Origin of the sequence: Plantibacter sp. MPB07 (genome assembly GCF_046619465.1) — a bacterium.
In the GTDB taxonomy this organism is placed as follows: Bacteria; Actinomycetota; Actinomycetes; order Actinomycetales; family Microbacteriaceae; genus Plantibacter; species Plantibacter auratus.
On record NZ_CP177043.1, the window covers coordinates 641,848 to 665,655 of the forward strand.

General features: G+C 68.5%; 22 protein-coding genes. 17 read left to right on the plus strand and 5 right to left on the minus strand.

Features of this window, described 5'->3' with window-relative positions; genetic code table 11:
* Nucleotides 1-24: 24 nt before the first annotated feature.
* From otsA to ilvC, 6 genes are read left to right on the plus strand one after another with little or no spacing between them, the layout of a single operon-like run.
* Nucleotides 25-1,608 carry an alpha,alpha-trehalose-phosphate synthase (UDP-forming) gene (gene otsA, locus ACLIME_RS03060; protein ID WP_079705604.1) on the plus strand — a complete coding sequence of 528 codons (1,584 nt, stop codon included), beginning with the start codon at nt 25-27 and terminating at the stop codon, nt 1,606-1,608.
* Nucleotides 1,605-2,426 (plus strand): trehalose-phosphatase, encoded by an 822-nt coding sequence (otsB, locus tag ACLIME_RS03065; RefSeq protein WP_079705605.1) that lies wholly within the window; start codon nt 1,605-1,607, stop codon nt 2,424-2,426. Before otsA ends, otsB begins: the two co-directional genes overlap by 4 nt.
* Nucleotide 2,427: 1 nt before the next feature.
* Nucleotides 2,428-4,122, plus strand: a complete 1,695-nt coding sequence (gene ilvD, locus ACLIME_RS03070) for a dihydroxy-acid dehydratase (RefSeq protein ID WP_064296246.1) — start codon at nt 2,428-2,430, stop codon at nt 4,120-4,122.
* A gap of 42 nt (nt 4,123-4,164) precedes the next feature.
* The gene (locus ACLIME_RS03075) at nt 4,165-5,970 is read left to right on the plus strand and encodes an acetolactate synthase large subunit (RefSeq protein ID WP_085510581.1); all 1,806 of its coding nucleotides are present in this window, start codon (nt 4,165-4,167) and stop codon (nt 5,968-5,970) included.
* A gap of 2 nt (nt 5,971-5,972) precedes the next feature.
* Entirely contained in the window at nt 5,973-6,482 is a 510-nt protein-coding gene (ilvN, locus tag ACLIME_RS03080) for an acetolactate synthase small subunit (RefSeq protein WP_064296248.1), read from the plus strand.
* A 48-nt stretch (nt 6,483-6,530) separates the two neighbouring features.
* Nucleotides 6,531-7,559, plus strand: a complete 1,029-nt coding sequence (gene ilvC, locus ACLIME_RS03085; RefSeq protein WP_064296249.1) for a ketol-acid reductoisomerase — start codon at nt 6,531-6,533, stop codon at nt 7,557-7,559.
* Nucleotides 7,560-7,646: 87 nt separating this feature from the next.
* On the opposite strand, the gene ACLIME_RS03090 is transcribed toward ilvC, so the two are convergent.
* The 3 genes from ACLIME_RS03090 to ACLIME_RS03100 form a co-directional block, all read right to left on the minus strand.
* Nucleotides 7,647-8,969, minus strand: a complete 1,323-nt coding sequence (locus ACLIME_RS03090) for an alpha-L-fucosidase (protein WP_240043916.1) — start codon at nt 8,967-8,969, stop codon at nt 7,647-7,649.
* A gap of 124 nt (nt 8,970-9,093) precedes the next feature.
* Nucleotides 9,094-10,092 (minus strand): Gfo/Idh/MocA family protein, encoded by a 999-nt coding sequence (locus ACLIME_RS03095; RefSeq protein ID WP_411558170.1) that lies wholly within the window; start codon nt 10,090-10,092, stop codon nt 9,094-9,096.
* Nucleotides 10,093-10,099: 7 nt separating this feature from the next.
* A complete protein-coding gene (locus ACLIME_RS03100; protein WP_411558171.1) occupies nt 10,100-11,125 on the minus strand; it encodes an N-acetylglucosamine kinase in 1,026 nt (341 codons plus the stop codon).
* A 93-nt stretch (nt 11,126-11,218) separates the two neighbouring features.
* On the opposite strand from ACLIME_RS03100, the gene ACLIME_RS03105 reads away from it, so the two are divergent.
* From ACLIME_RS03105 to ACLIME_RS03130, 6 genes are all read left to right on the plus strand, one after another.
* Nucleotides 11,219-12,166, plus strand: coding sequence for a MurR/RpiR family transcriptional regulator (locus tag ACLIME_RS03105; RefSeq protein ID WP_411558172.1), 948 nt, complete (start codon nt 11,219-11,221; stop codon nt 12,164-12,166).
* A gap of 10 nt (nt 12,167-12,176) precedes the next feature.
* Nucleotides 12,177-12,956: a sugar isomerase domain-containing protein gene (locus ACLIME_RS03110; RefSeq protein WP_411558173.1), complete on the plus strand. Its 780-nt coding sequence runs from the start codon at nt 12,177-12,179 to the stop codon at nt 12,954-12,956.
* Nucleotides 12,957-13,051: 95 nt separating this feature from the next.
* Nucleotides 13,052-14,458 carry an N-acetylglucosamine/diacetylchitobiose ABC transporter substrate-binding protein gene (gene ngcE, locus ACLIME_RS03115; protein WP_079705609.1) on the plus strand — a complete coding sequence of 469 codons (1,407 nt, stop codon included), beginning with the start codon at nt 13,052-13,054 and terminating at the stop codon, nt 14,456-14,458.
* The gene (locus tag ACLIME_RS03120) at nt 14,455-15,459 is read left to right on the plus strand and encodes a carbohydrate ABC transporter permease (RefSeq protein WP_079705610.1); all 1,005 of its coding nucleotides are present in this window, start codon (nt 14,455-14,457) and stop codon (nt 15,457-15,459) included. Before ngcE ends, ACLIME_RS03120 begins: the two co-directional genes overlap by 4 nt.
* Entirely contained in the window at nt 15,456-16,367 is a 912-nt protein-coding gene (locus ACLIME_RS03125) for a carbohydrate ABC transporter permease (RefSeq protein WP_079705611.1), read from the plus strand. The genes ACLIME_RS03120 and ACLIME_RS03125 overlap by 4 nt, the downstream gene beginning before the upstream one ends.
* Before the next feature lie 53 nt (nt 16,368-16,420).
* Nucleotides 16,421-17,176: a copper homeostasis protein CutC gene (locus ACLIME_RS03130; RefSeq protein WP_064296255.1), complete on the plus strand. Its 756-nt coding sequence runs from the start codon at nt 16,421-16,423 to the stop codon at nt 17,174-17,176.
* 45 nt (nt 17,177-17,221) lie between these two features.
* Here ACLIME_RS03130 and ACLIME_RS03135 read toward each other — a convergent pair whose 3' ends face one another.
* Nucleotides 17,222-17,608 carry a DoxX family protein gene (locus ACLIME_RS03135; protein WP_236555406.1) on the minus strand — a complete coding sequence of 129 codons (387 nt, stop codon included), beginning with the start codon at nt 17,606-17,608 and terminating at the stop codon, nt 17,222-17,224.
* A 71-nt stretch (nt 17,609-17,679) separates the two neighbouring features.
* Here ACLIME_RS03135 and ACLIME_RS03140 point away from each other — a divergent pair, with 71 nt between their 5' ends.
* The 3 genes from ACLIME_RS03140 (at nt 17,680) to serA (ending at nt 20,313) form a co-directional block, all read left to right on the plus strand.
* Nucleotides 17,680-18,228 (plus strand): hypothetical protein, encoded by a 549-nt coding sequence (locus ACLIME_RS03140; protein WP_411558174.1) that lies wholly within the window; start codon nt 17,680-17,682, stop codon nt 18,226-18,228.
* A 5-nt stretch (nt 18,229-18,233) separates the two neighbouring features.
* Nucleotides 18,234-18,605, plus strand: a complete 372-nt coding sequence (locus ACLIME_RS03145) for a bacitracin resistance protein (RefSeq protein ID WP_411558175.1) — start codon at nt 18,234-18,236, stop codon at nt 18,603-18,605.
* A gap of 115 nt (nt 18,606-18,720) precedes the next feature.
* Entirely contained in the window at nt 18,721-20,313 is a 1,593-nt protein-coding gene (gene serA, locus ACLIME_RS03150; protein WP_411558176.1) for a phosphoglycerate dehydrogenase, read from the plus strand.
* 107 nt (nt 20,314-20,420) lie between these two features.
* Here serA and ACLIME_RS03155 read toward each other — a convergent pair whose 3' ends face one another.
* Nucleotides 20,421-20,978, minus strand: a complete 558-nt coding sequence (locus tag ACLIME_RS03155; RefSeq protein ID WP_079705616.1) for a TetR/AcrR family transcriptional regulator — start codon at nt 20,976-20,978, stop codon at nt 20,421-20,423.
* A gap of 114 nt (nt 20,979-21,092) precedes the next feature.
* Here ACLIME_RS03155 and ACLIME_RS03160 point away from each other — a divergent pair, with 114 nt between their 5' ends.
* The gene (locus ACLIME_RS03160) at nt 21,093-22,616 is read left to right on the plus strand and encodes an MFS transporter (protein WP_240043915.1); all 1,524 of its coding nucleotides are present in this window, start codon (nt 21,093-21,095) and stop codon (nt 22,614-22,616) included.
* A 100-nt stretch (nt 22,617-22,716) separates the two neighbouring features.
* Entirely contained in the window at nt 22,717-23,772 is a 1,056-nt protein-coding gene (locus ACLIME_RS03165) for a 3-isopropylmalate dehydrogenase (RefSeq protein ID WP_411558177.1), read from the plus strand.
* Nucleotides 23,773-23,808 lie beyond the last annotated feature (36 nt).

A 23,808-nucleotide genomic window follows, 5' to 3' on the forward strand; every position in this document is an offset into this window, starting at 1 on the left:
GCCGTCTGAACACGCGGTTTCGCCATGCGGAACGCTGCTAGCCTGAACAGCGAACCCGAGTACCCCGGGAGGGCCATCATCACCAGATATTCCGCGCCTGACGGCGGATCAGCGTCGACCTTCGACTTCATCGTGGTATCCAACCGGCTGCCGGTCGATCGCGTCGTCGATGCAGACGGCGCCGAGAGCTGGCGGACCTCACCCGGTGGACTCGTGACCGCCCTCGAACCCGTCATGCGCGGTGCCGACGGCGCCTGGATCGGATGGGCCGGCTCCGCCGACCTCGAGATCGAGCCGTTCGACAACGACGACATGTGGATCATCCCGGTCCCGCTGTCCGAGGACGAGATCGCCCGCTACTACGAGGGCTTCTCGAACGACACCATCTGGCCGCTCTACCACGACGTCATCGCTCCGCCGAGCTACCACCGCGAGTGGTGGGACTCCTACGTCGCCGTGAACCGACGGTTCGCGGAGGCGGCCGCAGCGGCCGCGTCCGACGGCGGGACCGTCTGGGTGCAGGACTACCAGCTGCAGCTCGTGCCGAAGATGCTGCGTGAGCTGCGACCCGATCTCACGATCGGCTTCTTCAACCACATCCCGTTCCCGGCCTACGGCATCTACTCGCAGCTCCCATGGCGACGCCAGATCATCGAGGGACTGCTCGGCGCCGACGTCATCGGCTTCCAGCGCGTCGCGGACGCGGGCAACTTCTCCCGGGCGGTCCGCCGCCTGTTCGGGTACGAGACGAAGGGGGCCGCGATCCAGGTCCCGCTCGATGCGGCACTCGTGTCGGTCACGACGGACGCGGCACCGGTCGCCTCGAAGCGTGGCGCCCCGTACCGCACGGTGATCGCCCGGCACTTCCCGATCTCGATCGACAGCAAGGGGTACCAGGCCCTCGCGCAACGCCCCGACATCATCGCCCGTGCCAAGCAGATCCGCGAGGAGCTCGGCAACCCGGAGACGATCATGCTCGGCGTCGACCGCCTCGACTACACGAAGGGCATCGGGCACCGACTCAAGGCCTTCGGAGAGCTCCTCGCGCAGGGCAAGCTCGCGGTCGAGGACGTCACGCTCGTCCAGGTCGCCAGCCCCAGCCGCGAACGCGTCGAGACGTACCGTCAGCTCCGCGACGACATCGAGCAGACGGTCGGCCGGATCAACGGCGACTTCGGCACCATCGGCCACACCGCGATCCAGTACCTGCACCACGGGTACCCCCGCGAGGAGATGGCTGCCCTCTACCTCGCCGCCGACGTCATGCTCGTCACAGCCCTGCGCGACGGCATGAACCTCGTCGCGAAGGAGTACGTCGCCGCTCGCTACGACAACGACGGCGTCCTCGTGCTGAGCGAGTTCGCCGGCGCGTCCGACGAGCTGAAGCAGGCCCTCAAGATCAACCCGCACGACATCGAGGGGATGAAGTCGGCGATCCTCCAGGCCGTGCACATGACGAAGGCCGAGCGTGGTCGTCGCATGCGGGCGCTGCGCAAGCGCGTCATGGAGTACGACGTCGCGCGGTGGTCGGCGTCCTTCCTCGACGAGTTGCAGCGTGTGCGTGACCAGTCACCGACCATCGAGCAGGGGAGCACCACCCAGTCATGAGCACCACCGACGAGCCCACCGACACCCTCGGGGGGCTTCCCCTCGGACTGCGTGCGGAACTCCGCCGCCTGGCCGACGTCCCGAAGCTCCTGGTGGCCCTGGACTTCGACGGCACGCTGGCCCCCGAGGTCGACGACCCGGACCAGGCGCGGGCGCTGCCCGCGGCCCGCAAGGCCGTGTTGGCGCTGATGGACCTGCCAGGGACGCGCGTCGCACTCGTGTCCGGGCGTGCGATCGACAGTCTCGTGGCGGTGGCCGAGCTGCCAGACCACGCCCTGTTCGCCGGCTCGCACGGCGTCGAGATCCGTCTCGACAACCCCGACGACGCCCTCGCCCTCGACGATGAGGAGCGCGAACAGCGGGAGACCCTCCAACGGATCCTCCAGGACGTCGCGGAGGGTTACGATAATGTCTGGATCGAGCGGAAGCCGGCAGGGTTCGCCCTGCACACGAGGCTCGCCAGTGAAGAAGACTCCAGGATCGCCCACCTCGAAGCACTCGCCCACACCAAGGACGAGTTCGGCGCCCTGACGGTTCGAGAGGGCAAGAACGTCCTCGAGTTCTCGCTCAGGAGCGCGACCAAGGGCGAAGCCGTCGAACACCTCCGGCGGTACACCAAAGCAGATGCCGTGTTCTACGCGGGCGACGACGTCACGGACGAGGACGCGTTCGGCGCACTCGGCCCCGGCGACCTCGGGGTGAAGAGCGGCACCGGCGTGACCGCCGCCGACTTCAGGGTCGAAGGACCCTCCGAGATCGCGCGCGTCCTCGGCATGCTCGCGGAATATCGAAGCAACAAGGAAGCCGTAGACTCTTAAAATGCCAGAGATCGACATCAAACCACGCAGTCGTGCCGTCACCGACGGGATCGAGGCGACCACCTCGCGCGGCATGCTCCGCGCCGTCGGCATGGGCGACGAGGACTGGGACAAGCCCCAGATCGGCATCGCGAGCTCGTGGAACGAGATCACGCCCTGCAACCTCTCGCTCGACCGCCTCGCACAGGGGGCCAAGGAGGGCGTGCACTCCGGCGGGGGATACCCGCTGCAGTTCGGCACCATCTCCGTCTCCGACGGCATCTCCATGGGCCACGAGGGCATGCACTTCTCGCTCGTCTCGCGCGAGGTCATCGCCGACAGCGTCGAGACCGTGGTCATGGCCGAACGCCTCGACGGCACGGTCCTGCTCGCCGGCTGCGACAAGTCGCTGCCGGGCATGCTCATGGCCGCCGCGCGGCTCGACCTCTCCTCGGTCTTCCTCTACGCCGGATCGATCGCGCCGGGTTGGGTCAAGCTCTCCGACGGCACCGAGAAGGAGGTCACGATCATCGACTCCTTCGAGGCGGTCGGGGCCTGCAAAGCCGGCAACATGAGTGAAGAGGACCTGAAGCGCATCGAGTGCGCCATCGCCCCGGGCGAGGGCGCCTGCGGCGGGATGTACACGGCCAACACGATGGCGTCGGTCGCCGAGGCGCTCGGCATGAGCCTCCCGGGCTCGGCATCGCCCCCCTCGGCCGACCGCCGTCGCGACTACTTCGCGCACCGCTCGGGCGAGGCCGTGGTCAACATGCTCCGACTCGGCATCACCGCGCGCGACATCCTGACGAAGGAGGCGTTCGAGAACGCCATCGCCGTCGCGATGGCATTCGGCGGATCGACGAACGTGGTCCTGCACCTGCTCGCGATCGCCCGCGAGGCCGAGGTCGACCTCACGCTCGACGACTTCAACCGCATCGGCGACAAGGTGCCGCACATCGGCGACCTGAAGCCGTTCGGCCAGTACGTCATGAACGACGTCGACCGTCACGGCGGCGTCCCCGTCGTCATGAAGGCGCTGCTCGACGCCGGTCTGCTGCACGGCGACTGCCTCACGGTCACCGGCAAGACGGTCGCCGAGAACCTCGCCGACATCAACCCCGACCCGATCGACGGCACGGTCATCCGCACGCTCGACAACCCGATCCACGCGACCGGCGGCATCACGATCCTCAAGGGGTCTTTCGCGCCCGAGGGCGCCGTCGTGAAGACGGCCGGATTCGACGCCGAGGTCTTCGAAGGACCCGCGCGGGTCTTCGAACGTGAACGCGGAGCCATGGACGCGCTCACCGAGGGCAAGATCAACAAGGGCGACGTCGTCATCATCCGCTACGAGGGCCCGAAGGGTGGGCCGGGGATGCGCGAGATGCTCGCGATCACGGCCGCCATCAAGGGCGCCGGACTCGGCAAGGATGTACTACTGTTGACGGACGGTCGATTCTCAGGCGGCACAACCGGACTGTGCATCGGCCACATAGCACCCGAAGCGGTGGACGCAGGTCCAATCGCCTTCGTGCGCGATGGTGATCTGATACGGGTCGATATCGCTGGCCGCTCGCTCGACCTACTCGTCGACGAAGCAGAGCTGGAAGCCCGCCGCGACGGCTGGGCGCCTCTTCCCCCGCGCTATACCCGTGGCGTTCTCGCAAAGTACTCTCGTCTCGTGCACTCCGCAGCGGAGGGCGCGATCACGGGATAACCGAGCATCTCGTTCGTGCATCTCATCGCTGAAGGAATCATCATGCCCACGGAATCCCAACCCGTGCCTCATCCCAGAACACCTGCGGCCCCGGCCGCACCGGAGATCCTGACGGGAGCCCAGGCGATCGTCCGATCGCTCGAGCTCCTCGGGGTCACCGACATCTTCGGTCTGCCCGGCGGAGCGATCCTGCCGACCTACGACCCGCTGATGGACTCGACGAAGCTCCGTCACATCCTGGTCCGACACGAGCAGGGTGCCGGCCACGCGGCCGAAGGATACGCCGCCGCCGGTGGCGGGATCGGCGTGTGCATCGCGACGTCCGGCCCCGGCGCGACGAACCTCGTCACCGCGATCGCCGACGCCTACATGGACTCGGTGCCGATGGTCGCGATCACCGGTCAGGTGTTCTCGACCCTCATGGGCACGGACGCGTTCCAGGAGGCGGACATCGTCGGCATCACCATGCCGATCACGAAGCACTCCTTCCTCGTCAAGACCCCGGAGGAGGTCCCGGCGGCCATCGCCGCGGCCTACGAGATCGCGGGTACCGGCCGTCCCGGACCGGTGCTGGTCGACATCACGAAGGACGCCCAGCAGGCTGAAGCGCCGTTCATCTGGCCGCCGAAGGTCGACCTGCCCGGCTACCGTCCGGTGACGAAGGCGCACGGCAAGCAGATCCAGGCCGCTGCGCAGCTGCTCGTCAACGCCAAGAAGCCGGTGCTGTACGTCGGTGGCGGCGTGATCCGTTCCAAGGCCTCCGAGGAACTGCTCGCGCTGGCCGAGGCGACCGGGGCTCCGGTCGTGACGACGCTCATGGCTCGCGGGGCGTTCCCCGACTCGCACACGCAGCACCTCGGCATGCCCGGCATGCACGGCACCGTCCCGGCAGTGCTCGCGCTGCAGGAGGCCGACCTGCTCGTGTCGCTCGGTGCGCGGTTCGACGACCGCGTGACCGGCAAGGCCTCGCTCTTCGCGCCGAACGCCAAGGTCGTCCACGTGGATGTCGACCCGGCCGAGATCTCGAAGATCCGCATCGCGGACGTCCCCATCGTGGGCGACGCGAAGGACGTCATCGTCGACCTCCAGTCGGCGTTCGAGGCAGCCGCCCGCGAGGTCACCCCCGACATCGCCGAGTGGTGGTCCTACCTCGACGGTCTCCGCGAGGAGTTCCCGCTGGGCTACGCCGAGCCGACCGACGGTCTGCTCTCGCCACAGCACGTGATCTCCCGCATCGGCGAGATCACCGGTCCGGAGGGCGTCTTCGCGTCGGGCGTCGGCCAGCACCAGATGTGGGCGGCGCAGTTCATCAAGTACGAGCGTCCGAACTCCTGGCTGAACTCCGGCGGTGCCGGGACGATGGGCTACTCGGTCCCCGCGGCCATGGGCGCCAAGGTGGCCCAGCCCGATCGCCACGTGTGGGCGATCGACGGCGACGGCTGCTTCCAGATGACCAACCAGGAACTCGCGACCTGCACGATCAACAACATCCCGATCAAGGTCGCGATCATCAACAACTCCTCACTGGGCATGGTCCGCCAGTGGCAGACGCTCTTCTACGACGGTCGGTACTCGAACACCGACCTGAACACCGGGCACGACACCATCCGGATCCCGGACTTCGTCAAGCTGGCCGAGGCCTACGGTTGCCTCGCGATCCGCGTGACGAAGGAGGAGGAGGTCGACGCCGCCATCAAGCTCGCCCTGGAGACGAACGACCGTCCGGTCGTCATCGACTTCGTCGTGAGTGCCGACGCGATGGTGTGGCCGATGGTGCCGCAGGGTGTCAGCAACAGCTACGTCCAGTACGCCAAGGACCACAGTCCGTCGTTCGATGAGGAGGCCTGAGCATGAGCAGCCACGTCCTGAGCCTCCTCGTCGAGGACAAGCCCGGTCTGCTGACCCGCGTCGCCGGGTTGTTCGCCCGCCGGGGCTTCAACATCGAGAGCCTCGCGGTCGGCCACAGCGAGATCGAGGGTCTGTCCCGGATCACGGTCGTCGTCGACGTCGAGGAGCTTCCGCTCGAGCAGGTGACGAAGCAGCTGAACAAGCTCATCAACGTCATCAAGATCGTCGAGCTGGATCCGGCGCAGTCCGTCCAGCGCGAGCACCTGCTCATCAAGGTCCGCGTCGACAACTCCACCCGTTCCCAGGTGTTGGAGGCCGTCAACCTGTTCCGGGCCCGCGTCGTCGACGTGGCGACCGACGCCCTCGTGATCGAGGTCACGGGCGACTCCGGGAAGACGACCGCGCTCCTCAAGGTGCTCGAGCCCTACGGCATCAAGGAGATCGCCCAATCGGGTCTCCTCGCCATCGGGCGCGGCTCGAAGTCCATCACCGAACGCGTCTTCAAGAACTAGTCGCATCTGCGGCATATTGCGAAACCACAACCAAGGAGAGAACCACCAGTGACTGAGATTTTCTACGACCAGGACGCAGACCTGTCGCTCATCCAGGGCAAGAAGGTTGCCGTTATCGGCTACGGCTCGCAGGGCCACGCACACGCGCTCAACCTCCGCGACTCCGGTGTCGAGGTCGTCGTCGGCCTGAAGGACGGCTCGAAGTCGATCGCCAAGGCCGAGGAGCAGGGCTTCACCGTCAAGAACGTCGCCGACGCCTCCGCATGGGCCGACGTCATCGTCATCCTCGCTCCGGACCAGCACCAGCGCACGATCTTCGCCGAGTCCATCAAGGACCAGCTCGCTCCGGGCAAGGCGCTCGTCTTCGGCCACGGCTTCAACATCCGCTTCGGCTACATCGAGGCTCCTGAGGGCGTCGACATCTTCATGGTCGCCCCGAAGGGCCCGGGCCACACCGTCCGTCGCGAGTACGAGGCCGGCCGCGGCGTCCCCGTCATCGTCGCCGTCGAGAAGGATGAGACCGGTGGCGCCTGGGCGCTCGCCTGGTCCTACGCCAAGGCGATCGGTGGCCTCCGTGCCGGTGGCATCAAGACCACCTTCACCGAGGAGACCGAGACCGACCTCTTCGGCGAGCAGGCCGTCCTGTGCGGTGGCGTCTCGCAGCTGATCCAGTACGGCTTCGAGACCCTGACCGAGGCCGGGTACCAGCCGCAGATCGCCTACTTCGAGGTGCTCCACGAGCTGAAGCTCATCGTCGACCTCATCTGGGAGGGTGGCATCGCCAAGCAGCGTTGGAGCGTCTCCGACACGGCTGAGTACGGCGACTACGTCTCCGGCCCGCGCGTCATCGACCCGAGCGTCAAGACCAACATGCAGGCGGTCCTCAAGGACATCCAGGACGGCACCTTCGCCAAGCGCTTCATCGACGACCAGGACGCCGGCGCGCCCGAGTTCCTCGAGCTGCGCAAGAAGGGCGAGGACCACCCGATCGAGGCCACCGGTCGCGAGCTGCGCAAGCTCTTCGCGTGGAACGCCTCGAACGACGACGACTACGTCGACGGCAGCGTCGCCCGCTAGTCTCCGCTCGTCCAGCCGCTCAGCGACACCGAGCCAGAACGCCCGCCCCGATCCGTCGGGGCGGGCGTTCCGTCGTCTGCGGGAGCCTCAGGCCGTCGTTGCTCCGGTCGTACCGGGCTCGAGGAAGATCTCGATGACCGGGATCGGGGTGTCGGGTTCACCGATCGGCAGGTGCAGGGTCACCGTGTCGGGACCGAGTCCCTTCGGTTGGGTGTGCTGGTTCGGCAGATCGTGCTCCGGGCGATGCACCTGGAACGGCACCTCGGAGCCGTCCGACAACAGCTGCGCGTAGCGCACCCGGCCGCCGAGACCGGGCAGGTGCAGGTGCACGAACGGCCAGGCGAAGACGTGTACGTACAGCCGGTCGCCGCGTTGCGTGTATCGGACGTCGGTCGGACTGCTGAACTCCGACGGGCCGCATCCTCGGATCGCCCGCTCGTGGAGCGCGAACCAGTCGGCGAGGACGTCGAGTCGTTCGATCGCGCGAGGATCGATCGTCCCGCGCGCGGTCGGTCCGATGTTCAGCAGCATGTTGCCGTTCTTCGAGACCGAATCGATGAGCATCCGCAGGAGCAGCTCCGGCGACTTGTAGTCGAGGTTGTCGCGGTCGTACCCCCAGCTGCCGTTCAGGGTCTGGCAGGCCTCCCACCGGAGGGGGTCGCCGTCGGGACCGACCGGTGTCACCACGGGCTGGTACTGCTCGGGGGTGGTGACGTCGCCCGGGAGCTCGAGGCGGTCGTTGATGAGGATCTCCGGCTGCAGCCCGCGGATCATCTCGACGAGTTCCTCGGAGCCCCAGTCGGCGGCGCCCTTCCCCGGCAGACCTTCGATGCCCTGCGAGTAGCTGAAGTCGAAGAAGAGGTAGTCGATCGGGCCGTAGCCGGTGAGCAGCTCGCGCACCTGGCCGTGCAGGTAGTCCCGGTAGCGGGACCAGTCACGGTCGGCGTTCGCTGCGAGCGCCTCGGGGTCGTCGCGTCGCGGGTGGATGCCGTCGACCGTGAAGTCGGGGTGATGCCAGTCGATGAGCGAGTGGTAGAAGCCGATCCGGAGCCCCTCGGCGCGGAAGGCCTCCACGAACTCCGCCACGAGGTCACGGCCGGCGGGCGTGTGCATGGACGTGAAGTCGGTGAGTGCCGAATCCCACAGGCAGAAGCCGTCGTGGTGCTTCGTCGTGAGCACCGCGTACCGGAAGCCAGCCGCCTTGGCCTGCCTGGCCCAGGCGCGGGGGTCGAACCGGTCGGGGTCGAAGTGCTCGCGGTAGCGCTCGTAGTGTTCGGCCGAGAGGTGTTCCCGCGTCTGCACCCACTCATGGCGTGCCGGGAGGGCGTAGAGGCCCCAATGCAGGAACAATCCGAATCTCGCCTCGTCGAACCAGGCGGTGTCGGGTCGGGGGATGGTGGTCTCGGTCACGGCGGCCCTTCGATCGTCGAGTGGGTTCACGGCGGTGCGGGGGCAGGCTAACACGAAAGGTCGGATGTCTGCTGTCCGGTGGGCCGGCGTGGTCAGGACGTCGGACCTCCTGCGCGTCGACGGTTCAGGCGTCGTGGGGTTCGAAGACCTGCACGGGCACGCCGGTGTCCAGCGATGCCTTCGCCGCCAACGCGACCGTCAGGGCCGCGAGGGCACTCCGGCCGGTCACTCGGAACGGTTGGACGTCTCGCTTCACGCAGTCGAGGAAGGAGGCCATCTGTCGTCGGTAGGGATCGGTCTCGTCGAGGTCGTAGGAGCCGTGCGCGGCGGCCGATCCCAGCGCGTCGACCGAGAGCGGCGGTGCGTGGGTCGGGGACGCACCGACGAATCGGTGGGCGATGAGCCCGGTGCTGCCGAGCACCTCGATGGCCGAGCTGAATCCGAAGGCCGGCGGGAGCTCCATGGAGGTGAGGACGCGCCCGATCCCGCCGTCGGCGTAGTCGACCGTCGTCTCGATCGGGCGACCGGTGCCGGTGCGTCGTGCTGACACGGATCGCGGCTGACCGAGGAGCTGGTTCAGCTGGTCGAAGTCGTGGATCGCGAAGTCGACGAGGGGGCCGCCGGAGCGTCGCTCGTCCTGCCACCACGGTGACGGGGCGGCGGGGGAGCTCAGCCGTTCGGCCGTGACGGCGAGGGGTGTGCCGACAGCCCCGGCCCGCACCGCGTCGTCGATCGCCTCGTACCCGCCGAAGAACCTGACGACGTGCGCGACCATGAACGTCCGGCCGGACTCGTCGGCGGCCTGCAGGATCGCGTTGGCGTCGGCGAGCGTCAGGGCGATCGGTTTCTCCAGCAGGACGTGCTTGCCGGCACGGAGCGCCCTGACGGCGAGATCCCGATGGGTGTCGGTCGGCGTGCAGATGACGACGATCCCCACGGAGGCATCCAGGAGCACCTCGTCGACCGAGGTGGTGAGTCGTGCGGCCGGTGCCTCCGGCATGGCTCTCGGCGACCGAGCCGAGCACAGGTAAGTGATCCGGTCGGCTGCACCGAGTCCGGCGAGCGCGCGGACGTGCGCCAGTCCCATGGCACCGGTGCCGATGACGGCGATCCGGTCCGCCATCACCGCGTCACCGCTTCTCTCCAGCAGCCAGGTCCTCGCGCAGGCGGCTGAGGGTCGCGTCGTCGACGTCCCCGCCCAGCATCCTGATGCCCAGGGCGGCGGCTCCGACCAGGCCGTCGGCGACCGGGACGAGTCGGGCCCCGGCGGCAGCCGATGACAGGCGCTCCGCGGCGGAGGGGACGGACGGGAGGAGTCCGTCGACGAGCACGCTGCCGCCGACGACGAGCGTGCTCTCTCTGTGGTCCGAATCCGGAGCCAGCACCCGTTCCACGAGGACCGCCAGGCGGTCGACGGCAGCGTCGAGGATGGACCGCGCGACGTCGTCGTCCGCGGCTTGGAAGGCGAGCGGCGCTAGGCGGGCGATGGCGATGGGGGGACCGTCGTTCACCGACCGGATGAGTGTGTCGAGTAGCGGGGACCGGCGGTGGTCCGCGTCACCGGATGAGGACGGGTCCGGAGTGAACCCGACCGCCCGGGAGAGCAGCGGGGTGAGGCCCGTGCGGGGGCCGATGCCGTCGAGGTCGCCGGCGACCGCGCGGATCACGCGCCGGGCGATCCAGAATCCGGAGCCGCCATCGCCGAGGAGCCAGCCGGCACCACCGACCTCCCGGACGACGAGACGGTCCCTGATCCGTCCCGCGACGCTCCCGGTCCCCGCGACGAGCACGACGCCGTCCGGCGACGCCGAGCCGGAGCCGTACATGCCGAGCAGATCCGGTTCGATGACGACCGGTCCGAGTCCGAGCGGTACGAGGTGTGCGTCCAAGGCGCGGCGGTAGGCGTCGGACACCTGCCCCGCCTGCGTGATCACCACGAGCGACCCGGACGGGAGGGGCGGTATGGACGACGTCGTCCTGGCCTGGTCGAGTGCGGCACGAGCCGCGAGCGCGATCTGCTTGGCAGCGCTGTCCACACCGGACGACGTCGGATTCCCGCCGCCCGCGCGCCCGGAACCGAGGCGACGTCCTGAGGCGTCCACGAGCACCGCGCGGGACGAGGTGCCGCCGGCGTCGACCGCCAGAGTTGTTTTCATCATCGTCATCATCTCGAAACATGTTGCCGTGGGCCACAACGTACTGTAAGAATCAGTTTCGCGTCACTCCAACGAAGGAGAAAAGGAATTTCCATGACTGTTTCCATCCGCACCGACCCACCGGTCGAGCACGCCACCGGCGTGACCAACCGGATTCGGTCGCGGATGCCGGAGATGTCCGGGGTCATGCTGCGTATCGCCGACTACCTGTTGGAGAACCCAGACGCGCCCCTCACCCTCACGATCGGTGAGCTCGCAGCCGATTCGGGCGTCTCAGCGGCGACCATCACCCGCTTCTGCCGGATCATCGGGTACACCGGCTACGCGCCGTTCCGGGTCGACCTCGCCAAGGACTTCGGTCGCAGCACCGCACGCGACTCCTGGCAGACCGACATCGGCCGGGCGTTCGGCCCCGACGACTCGGCTCCGGACGTCCTGAGCACGCTGCTCAACGCGCACACCCGGACGCTGCGGGAGACCGCCGACGTGATCGACCTCGAGGTCATGCTCGAGATCGCCGCAGCCATCGCGCGCGCCCGGAACGTCGACATCTACGGTGTCGGCGGCAGCGCGATGCTCGCCGACGAGATGCAGGCCAGGCTGTACCGGATCGGCATCAGCACGCACGCCTGGTCGGAGGTCCACGCGGGCCTCACGAGCGCGGCGATCCAGGGCCCGGACTCGGTCGCCTTGGGCATCAGCAACACCGGGCGCACCGAGGAGACCATCCAGATGCTCCGCCAGGCGGGTCGCGCGGGCGCGCTCACCGTGGCGATCAGCAACAACCCGGACTCCCCGCTCGTCGCCGCGTCGACGCTGGCCATCATCACCTCGGCCCACGAACGGTTCCTGCAGCCCGACGACCTCTCCGCCAAGCACGGTCAGCTGTTCGTCCTAGATCTGTTGTACCTGTTCGTCGCGCAGCAGAACTTCGAGCGCACGACCAAGCGCCTCGCGGCCTCCGCCCTCGCGGTCGCCCCGCACCGCCGACCCACCAAGGCCGGAGCCCTGTCCGAGACCGCCTCGCCCCTGGGCGTCTGAGAGGAACCGAATGAGCACCACATCCACCACCACCTGGACCGATCACGTCGATCGCTACACCGACGAGGTCACCTCGCGCCTCGCGGACATCACCCAGGCGGCCCGGTCCGGCGAACTCGACCCCGCGATCGACCTGCTGGTCGCGGCCCTCGAACGCGGAGCGGTCATCCAGGCGTTCGGCACCGGCCACTCGGAGGCGTTCGCGATGGAGATCGCCGGCCGCGCCGGTGGACTGATCCCGACGAACAAGATCGCCCTGCGGGACGTCGTCCTCCGCGGCGAACGGTCCGTCGACGACCTCGGTGGTGCCGCGCTGGAGCGCAGCGGCGACGTCGCGGTGGAGCTCTTCGCGATCTCACCGGTGGGGGAGGGCGACGTGTTCATCATCGCGTCGAACTCCGGCGTCAACGGGTCGATCGTGGGACTCGCCCTGATCGCCAAGGAGCACGGCCACCCCGTCATCGCCGTGACCTCGCTGGAGCACACCTCGCGCGTCGAGCCGAAGCACCCGAGCGGGCTGCGGCTCTCCGAGGTGGCCGACGTGGTGCTCGACAACCGCGCTCCGTTCGGCGACGCGACCATCGAGGTCCAGGACGGCGTCCCGGTCGGCGCGGTGTCCTCGATCACAGCGGCCTACCTCGCGCAGCTCCTCACCATCGGCGTCGCGGCGAGGATCGCGGCGACCGGCGAGACCCCGCCGCTCTACATCTCGGCCAACATCCCGGGCGGCGACGAGCACAACAGTGTGCTCGAGGACCGCTACCGGGGCCGGATCAGACGTGACGCCTGAACCCGAGGCGTCGCAACACCCGCACCACACACCCGACAACACCACCCCGACAGCACCACACCCGGGCAACATTCGAATCACTGGAAGGTAGACCGATGGACAAGCAGCCAGCAACGCTCCAACGCCGCGATTTCCTGCGAGGAGCACTCGCGACCGCGATCCTCCTCCCGCTGGGCGGGACGCTCGCGTCCTGTGTCGGCGGCGGAGGCGGGGCGACCACCACCGGCGGACCGGTCTCGGCCGACAACCCGTTCGGCATGGCCGCCAACTCGACGGTCGACGCCGTCATCTTCAAGGGCGGGTACGGCATCGAGTACACCGAGTTCGCCGGGAAGCTCGTCGAGAAGCAGCAGGCAGGCTCGACCGTCAAGGTCACGGCCGCGACGAACATCGCGCAGACCCTCCAGCCGCGGTTCGTCGCCGGCAACCCGCCGGACGTCATCGACAACAGCGGCGCCGGCCTCATCGGCATCAACACGATCCGCGAGCAGCTCGCCGACCTGACGGACGTCATCGAGGCGAAGAACTACGAGGGCAAGGTCATCAAGGACACCCTCTACCCGGGTGTCGTCGAGCCGGGCACCTTCGACGGCAAGTTCGTGCAGCTGAACTACGTGCTGACGGTCTACGCGGTCTGGTACTCGGCAGCGCTCTTCGAGGCGAACGGCTGGACGCCCCCGAAGACCTGGGCCGAGGCACTCGATCTCGGTGCGAAGGCCAAGGCGCAGGGCAAGTACCTGTTCGGTTGGGGCACCGAGGCGGCCACCTACTACCTGACGATGGCGATCGCGTCCGCGATCAAGGAGGGCGGCGACGAGGTCCGTCTGGCGCTCGAGAACCTCGAGGCGGACTGCTGGTCGAAGCCGGCCGTCCAGGACGTGCTCAAGGGTCTCAAGGCGATCATCGACGCCGGCTACGTCAAGCCCGGTGGCGCCGGAACGCAGTTCACCGCTGCGCAGGCGCAGTGGAGCAACTCGGAGGACTTCATCCTCTACCCCTCGGGTGGCTGGATCGAGAACGAGATGAAGACCCAGACGAAGGACGGATTCAAGATGACCGGCGCGCCCGAGCCGACGGTCTCCGCCGACTCAGCCCTGCCGTACTCGGCGCTGCACAGCACCGCCGGTGAAGGGTTCATCGTCCCGTCGCAGGGCAAGAACGTCGGCGGTGGCAAGGAGTTCCTGCGGGCCATGCTGTCGAACGACGCCGCGGTGAACTTCGCCAAGACGACCTTCTCGTCGACGATCGTCAAGGACACGATCCCCGAGGACGGCTTCGGCTCGACGGCGCTCGTGTCCCAGGTGAAGATGTTGAACGACGCGGGCACCGACGTGTTCTCGTGGAGCTTCATCGACCTGTACGGACTCAACACGGACCTCCTCGTCCTCTGGAACACGTTCCTGCAGGGTGGTTCCGACGTCGCCACGCTCACCAAGGGCATGCAGGACATCTCCGACAAGGTCCGTAACGACGACTCCGTGGACAAGGTCACCGTCAAATGACGGCGGTCGGCACGCCGATCGGGAAGGTGGGAGGGGCTACCCCTCCCGCCGCCCGGCGGTTGCGCCGCCGGGACTTCACGTTCGACCGGGTCTCGTTCTTCCTGGTCTTCCTGATCGTGCCGGTGGTGGGGTACGTCGTCTTCGTGGTCTCACCGTTCGCGCAAGCGGCGTACTACTCGTTGACGAACTGGTCCGGGTTCTCCCCGGGCATGGACTTCGTCGGGTTCTCGAACTACACGAAGCTCTTCCAGGACCAGACCTTCCTCCAGTCCATGGGCAACAGCGTCGCGCTCGCGATCGTCCTGCCGCTCGTGACCCTCGGGATCGCATTCCTCTTCGCCTCCCTCATCACGATCGGCGGGCCGAGCAACGGTCCGATCCGCGGCCTCCGCAACTCGAGCGTGTACCGGGTGATCACCTTCTTCCCGTACGTCGTGCCGGCCATCGTCATCGGCCTCATCTGGAAGCAGATCTACGACCCGTCGTCCGGGCTGCTGAACGGCTTCCTGACCGGCATCGGGCTCGACCAGTTCACCTCCTTCGCCTGGCTCGGTTCGCCGGACACGGCGATGATCGCGACCATGTTCGTCATCGTCTGGGGACTCATCGGGTTCTACACGGTGCTCTTCATCGCGGCGATCAAGGGCGTGCCGGCCGAAGTGTACGAGGCGGCACGGATCGACGGCGCGGGCCGCCTGCGGACCGCGCTCACGATCACGATCCCGCTGATCCGCGACAACATCCAGACGGCGTACATCTACATGGGCATCCTCGCCCTCGACGCGTTCGTGTACATGGCCGCGTTGAATCCCGGCGGCGGCCCGTCCAACACGACGCTCGTGATGTCGCAGCAACTGTTCACGACGGCGTTCACCAAGGGCCAGTTCGGCTACGCCTGCGCGATGGGGGTCGTGCTCGCGCTCGTCACCCTGATGTTCGCGGGCGTCGTCTTCCTGGTCAGCCGACTCACCGGCGGCAACGATGAAGGGGTGGCGGAATGACCGTCCAGACCACGGCGACGACCGCGAACCCGGCGGTCGTCGGAACCGGCACGCGCACACCGGCCAGCCGCAAGCCGACCACGGGCGACCGCGTCGTCGGGACGGCATCGCACACGGTGCTCATCATCTGGTCGATCGTGGTCGTCGTCCCGCTGCTCTGGACGGTCATGTCGTCGTTCAAGACGAGCTCCGAGATCTTCGCCTCGCCGTTCTCGCTGCCGTCGAAGTGGAACTTCGACAACTACGTGAACGCGTGGACGACGGCCGGTATCGGCAGCTTCTTCCTGAACTCGATCGTGGTGGTGTTCGGCGCCCTGATCGTGACCATGCTGTTCGGCTCGATGTGTGCGTACGTGCTGGCGCGGTTCCGCTTCTTCGGGAGCCGGGCCATCTACTACCTGATGCTCGCCGGCCTCACGTTCCCCGTGTTCCTCGCGATCGTGCCGTTGTTCTTCGTGCTGCAGAGCCTCGGGTTGCTCAACTCGCTCCCGGGACTCATCCTCACGTACGCGGCGTTCGCCTTCCCGTTCACGGTGTTCTTCCTGTTCTCGTTCTTCAAGTCGCTGCCGGTCTCCATCGCGGAGGCGGCCGCGATCGACGGAGCGGGGGAGTGGCGGACCTTCTTCCAGGTGATGCTGCCCATGGCGAGGCCGGGGCTCGCGACCGTCGCGATCCTCAACTTCGTGGGGCTGTGGAACCAGTTCCTCCTGCCGGTGGCGCTCAACTCGAACCCGCAGAACTACGTGCTGACGCAGGGGATGGCGTCCTTCGCCGCCCAGGCCGGGTACTCGGTGGACTTCGGTGCGCTCTTCGCGGCGTCCGTGATCACCGTGGTCCCCGTGCTCATCGTGTACCTGATCTTCCAGCGCCAGCTGCAGGGTTCGGTGTCGCAGGGCACGGACAAGTAGCGCAGCGGCGTGCGCGTCCTCGGCTCGAGCGGATCACTGGAACAATGGGTCCAATGAGCCTCCAGTCGCCAATCGCCGTCGAGATCGCCGTCCAGGACGTGGAGGGGGTCCGCATCGCCATCCGCGAGGGAGCCCAGCGGGTCGAGCTGTGCCAGGCCCTCGGCACCGGTGGGCTCACCCCCTCCATCGGACTGGTCATGGCGGCGGTCCGCGCTGCGGACGAAGCCGGGCTCAGCGACTTCGTGCACGTCCTCGTGCGTCCGCGAGAGGGCGGTTTCGTCTACTCGCCCGCGGAGATCGACGTCATGTCCGGCGACATCCTCGCGCTCGAGGCCGCGGGTGCTGCGGGCATCGTCGTCGGCGCCCTCCGGTCCGATCGCACGATCGACCTGGAGGCGCTGGCGCAGCTGCGTCAGGCTGCGGGCTCGCTCGCGGTGACGTTCCACCGGGCCGTCGACGCGACGACCGACCCCGTCCGGTCCGCCGACCAGCTGCGCGACGCCGGTGTGGACCGTCTGCTGACGTCCGGCGGCGCGCGGGCGAGCATCGACGGCGCGGAGAAGCTCGCGCAGATGGCCTCGAGGGGCGACAGCTCGATGCAGATCATGGCCGGTGGCGGCGTCACGATCGATGCGATCCCCGCCCTCGCGCGGGCGGGTGTCGACGCGGTGCACCTCTCCGCCCGTCGTCGTGCCGGCCGGGTCACGGAGACCGGCCCCGGCGGAGGGTCGCCGAGCTACGACATCACGGACGCGACGACCGTCGCTCGCGCGGTGGCCGCGGCCAGGCGCGCTGCCGTCGCCGTCTGAGATCCGTCGGCACTGACGGGATCGTCGACAGGTCCCGTCGAGCGATCAGATCGCCACGATGACGAGGGCGAGGATCAGCACGAGCTGACCGATGAGCCGTGGGACGAACGGCACGGCGAGGCGGCCGAACCGCTCGGGCTGCCGCGCGGCCGCGGCGTTCGCCGGGAACACCGCGACGAGGAACACGATCAGGCAGACCACTGCGGCGAGCCTGGTGGGTGGGACGAGCAGGCCGACGCCGCCCGCGATCTCGCACACACCGGTGATGGCGACGAGCATCCGCGGTGTGATGGTGCTGCCCCGCAGGGGTCCCGGGATCATCGCGGCCATGGTCCTCGCCGGTCCCGGGAGGAAGTGGAGGACTCCCATGCCGATGAACATGATCGCGAGGACGACGGTCAGGGCGGACTGCAGGAGCGGGAACGGGTTCACCAGGCAATTCTGCTCCGTCGCGTCCGGATCGCCGCACTCGGTGGTCGGCCCGGCGGCGATAGGCTGGCGGTATGACTGAGCCGCGGGACGAAGACGCGCTGAGCTGGGCGGGCGACGACGATCCGACGCTCGACGCCTCGGCTTCCGGCGACCGGACCACGTTCGAGCCCGCATCGCCGGAGCCGATCACGCGTGGTCGGGCGACCGCGGCGGTCCAGCCGGCCGCGGAGTCGGCCGGTCCAGGTGCGGAACCGGTCGCCCCTCCTGTCGAGGTCGACGTCGCGAAGCCGACCGACCGGGTCACGGGCGAGGCTGCCGCCGGAGAGCGCGAGCAGATGAGCTCGGTCATGCTGGTCACCCTCGGCATCTTCGGTGGGGTCTTCCTGCTGTACAGCGTCGGTTGGCTGATCTCGGCGTTCCGTCCTGACGCGGCCGTCCCGAGCGATGCGGTCGGCCGGTTCATGTTCGATCTCGGACAGGGACTCGCGGTCGCCGCGGGACCCGTGTGGATGGCCGCGACGCTCTGGTTGACCCGTGGCGGCAGACCCGTCGTCAGGATCGCGATGCTCCTGCTCGGTGTCGTGCTCATCCTGCCCTGGCCGTTCCTCCGAGGAGTGTGACCCTGATGCCCTCCATCACCGCGGACCCCGTGTCGAAACCCGCCGCCGAGCGACCCGGCTGGCTCAGCTGGTCCATCGCCGTCCTGTTCGGCCTGTTCTTCGCCTATGACGTCTTCGAAGCCGTCGGCAACCTCGTCGGCATCGTCGGGACGGCGAGCGGCCTCGCCGTGCCGGTCCTGCCGCTCGGCTGGGTCGTCCTCATCGGCGGCCTGCTCCTGCCGATCGTGGCCTTCGCGATCGCCTTCTGGACCGGTCGCGAGCGGTCGCTCGGCGAGCAGGCCGTGCGCTACCTCGTCGCCCTGTGCGTGGTCGCGGCGATCTCGCTGTCGGTCCTCGCGATGTTCGGCGCGCAGCAGCTGATCGACCTCTCCGTCTGACCCGGCCGCCGCATCGTCACACGACGAACCGCCCGGTGCGCCTCCGATAGGCTTGCGATGGCCGCCGGACACCGACGCGCTGCCCACCCCACTGCTACTGCGAAGGAACCGTTCCGTGTCGAAACCGGTCGTACTGATCGCCGAAGAACTCTCACCAGCAACCGTCGACGCCCTCGGGCCCGACTTCGACGTGCGCTCCGTCGACGGGACGGACCGCCCGGCTCTGCTCGCGGCGATCGCCGACGCCGACGCCATCCTGGTCCGATCCGCGACCAAGGTCGACGAGGAGGCCATCCAGGCGGCCGCCCGGTTGAAGGTCGTCGCGCGCGCGGGTGTCGGTCTCGACAACGTCGACATCAAGGCCGCCACGACGGCCGGGGTCATGGTCGTCAACGCACCCACGTCGAACATCATCTCCGCGGCCGAGCTCACCGTCGGCCACATCCTGAGCCTCGCCCGCCACATCCCGGCCGCGCACGCCGCGCTCGCCCAGGGGCAGTGGAAGCGGTCCAAGTACACCGGTACCGAGCTCTATGAGAAGACCATCGGCATCATCGGCCTCGGCCGTATCGGTGCCCTCATCACGGCCCGTCTGCAGGCGTTCGGCACGAACGTCATCGCGTACGACCCCTACATCACTTCCGCTCGTGCGCAGCAGCTCGGGGTGCAGCTGGTCACGCTCGACGAACTGCTGGCGCAGTCCGACTTCATCACCATCCACATGCCGAAGACGCCGGAGACGACGGGCATGATCGCCGGCCCGCAGTTCGCGCTCATGAAGCCGACGGCCTACGTCGTCAACGTCGCTCGCGGCGGCCTGATCGACGAGGACGCGCTGTACGAGGCGCTGTCCAACAACGTCATCGCCGGTGCCGGCCTCGACGTCTTCGTCAGCGAGCCGCCCACCGACACGAAGCTGCTCGGGCTCGAGAACGTCATCGTGACGCCGCACCTCGGTGCGTCCACGGATGAGGCACAGGAGAAGGCCGGCGTCTCGGTCGCCAAGTCCGTGCGCCTCGCGCTCGGCGGCGAACTCGTCCCGGACGCGGTCAACGTCGCCGGCGGCGTGATCGACCCCTACGTCCGTCCCGGCATCCCGCTCGTCGAGAAGCTCGGGCAGGTGTTCGCCGCGCTGTCGACCTCGTCGCTCACGAGCGTCGACGTCGAGGTCCACGGCGAGCTGAGCGGGTACGACGTCAGCGTCTTGAAGCTGGCCGCGCTCAAGGGGATCTTCACGAACATCGTCAGCGAGACGGTCTCGTACGTGAACGCCCCGCTGCTCGCCGAGCAGCGGGGTGTCGTCGCGCGCCTGCTCACCGACGAGGTGAGCGAGGAGTACCGCAACGTCATCACGCTGCGCGGAGCCCTCAGCGACGGATCGCAGATCTCGGTGTCGGGCACGCTGACGGGCACGAAGCAGACCGAGAAGATCGTCGAGATCAACGGCTACGACGTCGAGGTGCCGTTCGCGAAGCACCACATCGTGATGGTCTACACCGACCGACCCGGCATCGTTGCCGTCTACGGCCAGCGGTTCGGCGAGGCGGGCATCAACATCGCGGGCATGCAGATCGCCCGTCACGAGGCCGGTGGCCCGGCGCTCAGCGTCCTGACGGTCGACTCACCGGTCGCCGACGACGTCCTCGAGGTCATCCGCGAGACGATCGACGCGACACTACTCCGCGAGATCGACATCACCGAGCAGTAGCCCGACCGCTGCTCCGACCCGATGCCCCGCGCCGTCCGGTGCGGGGCATCGTCGTCCGCAGGCCGAGGCGCCGACGCCGTTCCGGTGCGCCCGGCGGGCGTCGCGGCTCAGCGCCCGCCGGCGGGGAGCAGTCGCGCGATGACGGCCAGGAGCCGCTCGATCGACTCGTCGCTGCCCTCGTCGGGGTCGCTGACACCCATGCCGAGCTGCGCCGTGTTGGCGTAGAGGCCGTCGGACATCAACACGATGGCACGAGCGGTGTCGGGGTCGCCGACGGCGTCCTCCACCGTGCGCAACCAGCTCCGGCGGATGTCCGCCATCGCGTCGCTCGCCTGGGCGTGCTGTCCCTGCGCCAGCCGCGCGACGGCGATGATCGTCCGGTCGAACGGGGTGCCGCAGTCGACTGAGGTGCGCACGAAGTACTCGACGACGCCCTCCGGGGCCGCGAGCATCCGCGCCGTGTCGGCCTCGCTCATGTCCGAGAGCCGCTCGATGAGGCCGTCGACGAGGGCCTCCTTGCTGCCGAAGTGGTAGAGCAGTCCGCCCTTGGAGACGCCGGCCGCCGCGGCGACGGCGTCGAGGGTGGCGGCGCGTTCGCCCTGCTCGATGAGGAGTTCGGCGAAGGCGTCGAGGACGCGTTCTCGGGCTGCGGTCTGCTTCGCCATGGCTCCATCGTATTCGGCTCGTCGGATTCGGATTGATACTATACCGGCTGGACGGTATAGTCGAGCGGGCGGCGCCCGACCGGCGCCGTTCTCCACGCTTTGAAAGAGGTCACCGTGTCCACCGCCACCGAACCCACCGCCGTCGCCGCTCCCCGTGCCGGTCGGCGAGCCTGGTTCGCGCTCGCCGTCCTCATGCTCCCCGTCCTGCTGGTGTCGGTCGACAACACGGTCCTCAACTTCGCGCTGCCCGCGATCTCGAGCGCGCTCACCCCGACCGGGACGCAGCTGCTCTGGATCGTCGACATCTACCCGCTGGTCCTCGCCGGCCTGCTCGTGTCGATGGGCAGCCTCGGCGACCGCATCGGTCGTCGTCGTCTCCTGCTCATCGGCTCCATCGGATTCGGTGTCGTCTCCGTCGCCGCGGCGTTCGCGCCCAGCGCCGAGCTCCTGATCGCGGCTCGGGCGGCGCTCGGGTTCTTCGGTGCGATGCTCATGCCGTCGACGCTCTCGCTGCTGCGGAACATCTTCCTCGACCGCGACCAGCGACGGTTCGCCATCGCCGTCTGGGCCAGCGGGTTCGCCGCCGGCAGCGCGCTCGGGCCGATCGTCGGTGGGATCATCCTCGAGCACTTCGCCTGGGGCGCGGTGTTCCTGCTCGCCGTCCCGGTGCTCCTGCCGCTCGTCGTCCTCGCGCCCTTCCTCATCCCGGAGTCGAAGGACCCGAACCCTGGACGCATCGACGTGCCGAGCATCCTGCTCATCCTCCTGACGATGACGCCACTCGTGTTCAGCATCAAGCACCTGGCGGAAGCCGGCTTCGACCTGCTCACGGTGGTCTCGATGGTCGTCGGCGTGGTCAGTGGTGTCCTGTTCATCCGCCGTCAGCTCCGCCTCGAGCATCCGCTGCTCGACCTGAGCCTGTTCCGGCGGGCCTCGTTCAGTGGTGCCGTGGTCATCAACCTGTTGAGCGTGACGGCGCTCGTCGGTGGGCTGTTCTTCGTGTCGCAGCACCTGCAGCTGGTGCTGGGCCTGCAGCCGCTCGACGCCGGGCTCGTCCTGCTTCCCGGCCTCATCGTGATGATCATCGCCGGCCTCGTGATCGTGCCCATCTCCAAGCGGGTCCGTCCGGGCATCGTGGTCCCGATCGCACTCGTCGTGTCCGCCGTCGGCTACGCCTCCATCGCGATCACCGGGGGAGACGTGTCGGCCCTCGGGATCGGCCTCGCGTTCGTCGCGCTCGGGCTCGGCATCGGCTCCGCCGAGACGGTGTCGAACGAGCTCGTGATCGCGAGTGCGCCGCCGGAGAAGGCCGGTGCGGCGTCCGGTGTCTCCGAGACCGCCTACGAGCTGGGCGCGGTGCTCGGCACGGCGACGCTCGGCACCGTGCTCACCGCGTCCTACCGTTCCACGGTCGTCCTGCCGGACGGACTGACCGCTGCTCAGCAGCAGGCGGCGGGGGAGACCCTGGGTGGTGCGGCGAACGTCGCCGAGCAGCTGCCCGGTGACCTCGCGGGTGCACTCATGGACTCCGCGCGGCACGCCTTCGACAGCGGTGTCGGTGTCGCAGCGTGGATCGGCGTCGGCCTCATCGTGGCCGCCATGCTCGTCGCGGCGATCGGTCTTCGCCGGGTCCGGTAGGGCTCCGTCGATCGTGCCACCCGGAGACGGGTGGCACGATCCGCCCGAGGTCGGAGGCGTTAAGCTGGGCGCACACCGTCGTCGCATCCTCAGGAGTCGCATGTCCCGCACCGTCAAGCTCGCAGTCATCCCCGGCGACGGGATCGGTCCCGAGGTCGTCGGCGAGGCGCTCAAGGTCCTCGATGCGGCGGTGCAGGGTGGCGACGTCCGGTTCGAGCAGACGCCTTTCTCGCTCGGCGCCGCGCGGTTCCTCGAGACCGGTGACGTACTGACCGACGCGGACCTCGCTGCGATCGCCTCGCACGACGCCATCCTCCTCGGAGCGGTCGGCGGCGTGCCCGGCGACCCCCGGCTCGCGAACGCGAACATCGAGCGTGGACTGCTCCTCAAGCTCCGGTTCAGCCTCGACCACTACGTCAATCTGCGCCCGACCGTGGTGTACCCGGGTGTCCCGAGCCCGCTGAGCGAGCCCGGCGACGTGGACTTCGTCGTGGTCCGTGAGGGCACGGAGGGGCCGTACGTCGGCAACGGCGGAGCGATCCGCCAGGGCACGCCGCACGAGATCGCGAACGAGGTCTCGGTCAACACCGCCTACGGGGTGGAGCGGGTGGTGCGCTACGCGTTCGCCGCTGCGGCCGCGCGTCGGCGGAAGCTCACCCTCGTCCACAAGACCAACGTCCTCGTCTTCGCCGGGTCGCTCTGGAAGCGCGTCGTCGACGCGGTGTCCGCGGAGTTCCCCGACGTCGTGGTCGACTACCTGCACGTCGACGCGGCCACCATCTTCCTCGTCACGGATCCTGCTAGATTTGACGTCATCGTCACGGACAACCTCTTCGGCGACATCCTCACCGATCTGGCCGGCGCGATCAGCGGCGGCATCGGACTCGCGGCCTCGGGAAACATCAACCCGGACGGCACGTACCCGAGCATGTTCGAGCCCGTCCACGGATCGGCGCCCGACATCGCCGGGAAGCAGCTGGCCGACCCGACCGCCGCCATCCTCTCCGTCTCCCTGATGCTGTCGCATCTCGGCCTCGAGACGGAGGCGGCGCGAGTCGCCACTGCCGTCACCGCCGACATCGCCGCCCGCACCGGCGCAGCACGCACGACGACCGAGGTCGGCGATGCGATCGCGGCCCTCGCGGCGAACCGGTAGACGCCCACCAGACACGCAGATCACGACGGAAGACAC

Excerpts from the sequence above, each read along its gene's own strand:
- ACLIME_RS03100 (WP_411558171.1), bottom strand. The coding sequence starts at position 11,125 with ATGAAAACAACTCTGGCGGTCGACGCCGGCGGCACCTCGTCCCGCGCG.
- ilvN (WP_064296248.1), top strand. The coding sequence starts at position 5,973 with ATGAGCAGCCACGTCCTGAGCCTCCTCGTCGAGGACAAGCCCGGTCTG.
- ilvD (WP_064296246.1), top strand. The coding sequence starts at position 2,428 with ATGCCAGAGATCGACATCAAACCACGCAGTCGTGCCGTCACCGACGGG.
- otsB (WP_079705605.1), top strand. The coding sequence starts at position 1,605 with ATGAGCACCACCGACGAGCCCACCGACACCCTCGGGGGGCTTCCCCTC.
- ACLIME_RS03165 (WP_411558177.1), top strand. The coding sequence starts at position 22,717 with ATGTCCCGCACCGTCAAGCTCGCAGTCATCCCCGGCGACGGGATCGGT.
- ACLIME_RS03145 (WP_411558175.1), top strand. The coding sequence starts at position 18,234 with ATGCCCTCCATCACCGCGGACCCCGTGTCGAAACCCGCCGCCGAGCGA.
- ACLIME_RS03125 (WP_079705611.1), top strand. The coding sequence starts at position 15,456 with ATGACCGTCCAGACCACGGCGACGACCGCGAACCCGGCGGTCGTCGGA.
- ACLIME_RS03105 (WP_411558172.1), top strand. The coding sequence starts at position 11,219 with ATGACTGTTTCCATCCGCACCGACCCACCGGTCGAGCACGCCACCGGC.
- ngcE (WP_079705609.1), top strand. The coding sequence starts at position 13,052 with ATGGACAAGCAGCCAGCAACGCTCCAACGCCGCGATTTCCTGCGAGGA.
- ACLIME_RS03130 (WP_064296255.1), top strand. The coding sequence starts at position 16,421 with ATGAGCCTCCAGTCGCCAATCGCCGTCGAGATCGCCGTCCAGGACGTG.
- otsA (WP_079705604.1), top strand. The coding sequence starts at position 25 with ATGCGGAACGCTGCTAGCCTGAACAGCGAACCCGAGTACCCCGGGAGG.
- ACLIME_RS03140 (WP_411558174.1), top strand. The coding sequence starts at position 17,680 with ATGACTGAGCCGCGGGACGAAGACGCGCTGAGCTGGGCGGGCGACGAC.
- ACLIME_RS03110 (WP_411558173.1), top strand. The coding sequence starts at position 12,177 with ATGAGCACCACATCCACCACCACCTGGACCGATCACGTCGATCGCTAC.
- ACLIME_RS03075 (WP_085510581.1), top strand. The coding sequence starts at position 4,165 with ATGCCCACGGAATCCCAACCCGTGCCTCATCCCAGAACACCTGCGGCC.
- ACLIME_RS03120 (WP_079705610.1), top strand. The coding sequence starts at position 14,455 with ATGACGGCGGTCGGCACGCCGATCGGGAAGGTGGGAGGGGCTACCCCT.
- ACLIME_RS03155 (WP_079705616.1), bottom strand. The coding sequence starts at position 20,978 with ATGGCGAAGCAGACCGCAGCCCGAGAACGCGTCCTCGACGCCTTCGCC.
- ACLIME_RS03095 (WP_411558170.1), bottom strand. The coding sequence starts at position 10,092 with ATGGCGGACCGGATCGCCGTCATCGGCACCGGTGCCATGGGACTGGCG.